This is a genomic window from Draconibacterium sp., from assembly GCF_041583095.1.
Lineage (GTDB): Bacteria > Bacteroidota > Bacteroidia > Bacteroidales > Prolixibacteraceae > Draconibacterium.
In genome coordinates this window covers 1-3,728 of sequence record NZ_JBFHGM010000383.1, presented here as the reverse complement: position 1 = coordinate 3,728, position 3,728 = coordinate 1, and the positions used below count along the sequence as shown (strand labels likewise).

Below are 3,728 nucleotides of genomic sequence, written 5' to 3'. Positions count from 1 at the left end.
GTAAAAATGCTTCGAGAAGAGCTTAGAAGCTTTCGGAACCCCTCCGTAATAGATAACCCCTATAAGATAATCCTTCAGGAGCGAGGGATATCTATTGTCCACAAGGTTATAACTGTTCGGGAATGGGTCAGAAGCGCAAAGTGTCTTCTACTGAAATAGCTTGACGCAAAAAGTTAAGCAAAATGAAAAACTCAAGTACAAACCTTTCAGATAATATGGAAGGTTTCCGGGATGAAAAAAATGATTACAGTAGCTATGAAATTAGTTTTCGCCGGTGGCTGGTATCCGAAGTCGATTCTGGGAGGATGAGCGTGGCTGAAGCGCGGGAAAAGTTTAAACTGCCCCACAGGTTTGATAAAACATACAAACATTGGCAGGCAAAATATTCTGATGAAATCCACTTATCTTTGCAATTGATGAGTGCAAAAGAAAGGACAAATACCAAGGCGTTGGAGAAACGTATCAAAGAGCTGGAGAAACAGTTGGAACTGGCGCAGATGAAGAACGTTGCACTGAACACGATGATCGACATTGCCGAGAACGACTATAAACTTGAGATCAGAAAAAAGTCTGGTCCCAAACAGTAGAGGTACTGGCACACATGTATCCGTTGGTATCAAAAGCGATATTATGTGGGCTGTTTGGGTTTAGTCGACAGGCCTGGTACGACAACAAGAAGCGCCAATCGGGGCTTCAAATGCAGGAAGTATTTATATTAACACTGGCAAAACAGTTGCGCAAAGAGCACAAACGAATGGGGGCAGAAAAGCTCCACCGGTTGATAACGCCGAAACTACAGGAACATAATATTAAATATGGAAGAGATAAATTCTACTTCCTTTTACGCGAACACGGCTTGCTGGTAAAACGACGGAAACGTGGCCCAAAAACCACGAATTCGAACCATCTTTACCGCAAATACCCCAATCTTATCCGGGAGGTCGAGCTGCTCAGTTCCGGGCGCTTGTGGGTCAGCGATATCACCTACATCCGAACTGAGAAAGGATTTGTTTACCTCTCGCTGGTAACCGATGCGTATTCAAAGAAAATAGTAGGCTGGTGCCTGTGGCCCGACCTGACCAGCGAAGGGGCCTTAAATGCCCTGCGCATGGCAGTCGCTGGCGAAGGGGTAAAGCCAGGGCTTATTCATCATTCCGACCGTGGTATACAATACTGCTGCAACGACTATGTAAACTTCCTGAAAGGTTCAAAAATAAATATCTCAATGACCGAGAACGGCGACCCGTACGAAAACGCCATCGCCGAGCGTGTCAACGGTATTTTGAAAGACGAATATGATTTAAACGAAACTTTTGCTGATTACCATGCAGCGCTTGAAGCCACAAAGCTGGCGGTTCATAAATACAACAACAAGCGCCCCCACAGAAGTGTTGATTTTATGTTTCCAAAAGACGCGCACCAACAACAAGGCCCTCTGAAAAAACATTGGAAAAAACGCAAATATCGGGTGTCGGGAGAAACAGTAAATAGACCGGATACTGTTCCTGTAAAACGGGAATAAAAATAAATATGAAAAGCAAAAACAGTAATTATGAATGTACATGTTTCTGCTTTCAGAAAATCAGAAAATAACTGTATCGATTAGTAGTTTTTGAATAATCAGAAAGTACAAGAATCAGTAATTAAAATCTTATTAGATTTGTAAAACAGTAAATGAGAAAATAATCATTTACATCTTATCAAATTAAGTATAAATCTGTCAAGCTATTTTAGGAAAGGACACCTCCCTCAGGGGCACGAATCATGCCCCTGGTTTCGAAGAGTTTTCCCCCAGGGGCGCAAGCTTTGCCCCCATTTTCGCAAAACTATCCCCCGGGGGCACATAACGCGCCCCTAATTTCGCAGGCTTTGCCCCAAGGGGAAGGTAACGCGCCCCAAGGGGCACAAAGCAAAAAAGCAGGGGCATAAGCTTTGCCCCTAAGTTCGCTGCACAAAATGTTGCGGGGAAAAGAGCATTTATCAATTCTTTGGGGGATAAAGTAATTCACCTTTTTCGGCGGTAAGTATCCTGGGTAATGGCATCCAAAAACAGTTCCGATTTTATATGCTGAAACTCCAGCATTTGAGGAAGTGTACCAAACAAAGGAAAGCCGTCTCCCAATAAAAGGGGCAGCGTAGAAATTATCATCTCATCAATTCGGTCTTCACCTAAAAAACTTTGGATTAAATTGCCCCCATCGATATACAGTTTGTGGTAACCCTTTTTATGAATGGTGTTAAGCATTTCAGCTACAGTTCCCTTCACAATTTCCACTTTGCCCATGAGATTTTCAGGCAACGCGCTTAACGTTTGGCTGGCCACAAAAACCGGTTTTTCGTAAGGCCAGGGAATATCAAAACTCAGTACTTTTTCAAAAGTCTTCCGGCCCATTAGTAAAGCATCAATTGTTTTCATAAAAGGCAGATAGCCCAAATCTTTTCCTTCCGGGTTCGGAACAGAATACAGCCAGTCAATACCACCATCTTTGTCGGCAATATAGCCATCCAGGCTTTTGGCAATAAATATAAAATTTTGCTTCATTCGGTGTATCTTTCTAAAAATAATATAAATGTACGTATTCAGTCCTATTAAGAACGTCATGCCAAATTCATTTCGGCGTCTTACCTGTCATTGCCACATTATGCCCAAAAAATTTGGGTGAACTCTCAGCAGACCACCTATTGGCCAATAGGATAGAATACGGATAATCAAAAAAAGTGATTCAATATTTACCATTTCTGATTGATTTTCAATACATTTAAAAGCACGTAACTAAATTTTCAATAATCCGAATATCAATACCTAAAATCGAAACAAATGAACCGAAAATCCAGTTCTCAACTTTCCAGAAGAAAATTTATTGGCACATCAGTTGCCGCTGTAGCCGGAGTTAGCATTGTTCCACGGCAAGCCGTGGCAGGATTGGGGCACATTGCTCCGAGCGACAAACTCAATATTGCCGGAATTGGCATTGGTGGAAAAGGCAAGGTTAACCTACTTAACATGCCCGGCCAAAACATTGTTGCCCTTTGCGATGTGGATTGGGCTTATGCAAAAAAAGTATTCGACGAATACCCTAAGGCCAAAAAGTATTACGATTACCGGGAAATGCTTGAAAAGCAAAAAGATATTGATGCAGTAATGATTGCCACCCCCGACCACACCCATGCCTTAACCGCAGCAGCGGCAATGGAACTCGGCAAACATGCTTACATTCAAAAGCCGCTAACGCATTCGGTTTGGGAGTCGCGCTACCTAACCAAACTGGCTAAACGCACAGGAGTTGTTACCCAAATGGGAAATGAAGGGCACTCGAAAGACGAGGTGTACGAAGTGGCTGAAGTTGTGCAAAGCGGATGTTTGGGAACCATAAAAGAAGCACACGTTTGGACCAACCGACCCATTTGGCGGCAGGGCATGCCCAAACCGCTGAAAGAAGTGGCCATTCCGAAAACACTGAAATGGGATTTATTTATCGGTCCGGCAAAAATGCGCCCTTACAACCCGGAATACCATCCCTGGATTTGGCGCGGATGGTGGGATTTTGGCACAGGTGCCCTGGGCGATATGGGCTGCCACTTGCTCGACGTTCCGAATTATGCTCTGAAATTAGGCGCTCCGAAAGCGTTTCAGGCCAGTTCTTCGCTGGTTAATACCGAGAGTGCACCGGTTTCATTGCAAGTATCCTTCCTGTTTCCCGAGCGTAAGAGTTTGCCAAACTGCGCTC

4 protein-coding genes are annotated in these 3,728 nt (G+C 43.7%); 3 read left to right on the top strand and 1 reads right to left on the bottom strand.

Annotated features, from left to right (window positions below; translation table 11 throughout):
* Positions 1 to 182 precede the first annotated feature (182 nt).
* Both ABZB17_RS21435 and ABZB17_RS21430 read left to right on the top strand, forming a co-directional pair.
* The gene (locus tag ABZB17_RS21435; protein WP_372653500.1) at positions 183 to 587 is read left to right on the top strand and encodes a hypothetical protein; all 405 of its coding nucleotides are present in this window, start codon (positions 183 to 185) and stop codon (positions 585 to 587) included.
* A gap of 5 nt (positions 588 to 592) precedes the next feature.
* A complete protein-coding gene (locus tag ABZB17_RS21430) occupies positions 593 to 1,522 on the top strand; it encodes an IS3 family transposase (protein WP_372653503.1) in 930 nt (309 codons plus the stop codon).
* A gap of 483 nt (positions 1,523 to 2,005) precedes the next feature.
* On the opposite strand, the gene ABZB17_RS21425 is transcribed toward ABZB17_RS21430, so the two are convergent.
* Positions 2,006 to 2,542: a dihydrofolate reductase family protein gene (locus ABZB17_RS21425; RefSeq protein WP_372653499.1), complete on the bottom strand. Its 537-nt coding sequence runs from the start codon at positions 2,540 to 2,542 to the stop codon at positions 2,006 to 2,008.
* 276 nt (positions 2,543 to 2,818) lie between these two features.
* Here ABZB17_RS21425 and ABZB17_RS21420 point away from each other — a divergent pair.
* Positions 2,819 to 3,728 (top strand): Gfo/Idh/MocA family protein (locus tag ABZB17_RS21420; protein WP_372653497.1); only part of this gene is annotated, 910 nt, incomplete at its 3' end.